The sequence below is a fragment of the Nonomuraea basaltis genome, assembly GCF_005893125.1.
GTDB classification, from domain to species: domain Bacteria; phylum Actinomycetota; class Actinomycetes; order Streptosporangiales; family Streptosporangiaceae; genus Nonomuraea; species Nonomuraea basaltis.
In genome coordinates this window covers 1-1,393 of record NZ_VCJS01000558.1, presented here as the reverse complement: position 1 = coordinate 1,393, position 1,393 = coordinate 1, and the positions used below count along the sequence as shown (strand labels likewise).

Annotated in this window: 1 protein-coding gene; it reads right to left on the bottom strand. The window is 65.3% G+C overall.

The features are described 5' to 3' along the window. Positions 1–42 precede the first annotated feature (42 nt). Positions 43–1,344, bottom strand: a complete 1,302-nt coding sequence (locus tag EJK15_RS69360) for an IS256 family transposase (protein ID WP_240778160.1) — start codon at positions 1,342–1,344, stop codon at positions 43–45. Between the last annotated feature and the right edge of the window lie 49 nt (positions 1,345–1,393).

Here is a 1,393-nt window from a genome sequence, read left to right as displayed (position 1 = left end):
GGGCCTGTCCAGTAAACGGTGTAACTCGATCTTGAATTAGTTCTATCGGGTGGTCGGGTTCAGGCGGCCTTCGAAGGTGATGGCGAAGGCGTTGAGAGCGGCTTTCCAGCGGGTGATCCAGCGTTTGCGGCCCTTGCCGGTCGGGTCCAGGCTCATGATCGCCATGTAGACGCATTTGAGCGCGGCCTGCTCGTTCGGGAAGTGCCCGCGGGCCTTGACCGCCCTCCTGATGCGGGCGTTGACCGACTCGATCGCGTTGGTAGAGCAGATCACCCGGCGGATCTCGGTGTCGAAGTTGAGGAAGGGCACGAACTCGGCCCAGGCGTCCTCCCACAGCTTCACGATCGCCGGGTACTTGCCGCCCCAGACCTCGGCGAACTCATAGAACCGCTCGAGCGCGGCGGCCTCGGTCGGCGCGGTGTAGACGGGCTTGAGGGCCTTGGCGATGGCGTCCCAGTGCTGGCGAGCGGCATACCGGAACGAGGCGCGCAACAGGTGAACCACGCACGTTTGAACCACCGCCTGCGGCCAGACGGTCTCGATGGCCTGCGGCAGCCCCTTCAGGCCATCGCAGACCACCATCAGCGCATCGGCGACGCCGCGGTTCTTGATCTCGGTCAGCACATGCAGCCAAAACTTCGCGCCCTCACCGCCGTCGCCGGCCCACAAGCCGAGGATGTCGCGCTCGCCGTCGACGGTGACTGCCATCGCCACGTAGATCGGCCGGTTGGCCACCTGGCCCTCGCGCAGCTTGACGTGAATAGCATCGATGAAGATCACCGGATAGACGGGGTCGAGCGGCCGGTTCTGCCACTCGCCCATGCCCTCCAGGACCTTGTCGGTGATGGTGGAAATCGTCTGCTTGGACACCTCGGCGCCATACACCTCGGCCAGGTGCGCGGAGATCTCCCCGGTGGTCAAGCCCTTGGCGGCCAGCGAGATGACCATCTCATCGACGCCGGACAGCCGCCGCTGCCGCTTGCGCACGATCTTCGGCTCGAAACTGCCGTCCCGATCACGCGGGACGGTGATCTCCACCGGCCCGACGTCGGTGATGACGGTCTTGGACCGGGTCCCATTGCGCGAGTTGCCCGTCTCACTGCCGGCGCGCTCGTGCTTGTCGTAGCCGAGATGGTCCGTGATCTCGCCCTCCAGGGCCGACTCCAGCACCAGCTTGGTCAGCCGGCCCAGCAGCCCGTTCTCACCGACCAGCTCCATGCCCTCGGCGCGGGCCTGCTCGACCAGACGGCCGACGAGCTCACGATCTGCGTCCTTGGGCTCCGTGCGTGCCACCGCGGTGTCCTCCAGGTCGATCTCCGTCGATGCCTGGATCACAGTACTCATCAGGTGCGTTCTCCTTGATCAGGAGTTACACCGAAAACCGTACAGTCCC